This is a genomic window from Leifsonia sp. SIMBA_070, assembly GCF_046534635.1.
GTDB lineage: Bacteria > Actinomycetota > Actinomycetes > Actinomycetales > Microbacteriaceae > Leifsonia.
Genome location: NZ_JAWRYK010000151.1, coordinates 1 through 290, shown reverse-complemented (window position 1 = coordinate 290; position 290 = coordinate 1). Strand labels below are relative to the sequence as shown.

Genomic DNA, 290 nt, shown 5'->3' with positions numbered 1-290 from the left:
CGGCATCGCGTGCTCGAACAGCAGCTGCCGGCAGCGTCCGCACGGCATGATCGTCTGTCCGTCGTTGTTCACGCACACGAAGGCAACGAGCTGGCCGCCGCCCGACATGTGCAGATCGCCGACGAGGGCGCACTCGGCGCACAGGGTCACGCCGTAGGAGGCGTTCTCGACGTTGCAGCCGGCGACGATGCGGCCGTCACCGACGAGGGCCGCCGCTCCCACGCGATAACGCGAATACGGCGCGTACGCCTTCGTCATGGCATCCGTGGCGACCTGGCGCAGTTCATCCC

At 68.3% G+C, this 290-nt stretch carries 1 protein-coding gene; it reads right to left on the bottom strand.

All coding sequences use genetic code 11. The annotated features are described in order from the left end of the window. Positions 1 to 290 (bottom strand): cytidine deaminase (locus SB754_RS19800; protein ID WP_410784095.1); only part of this gene is annotated, 290 nt, incomplete at both ends.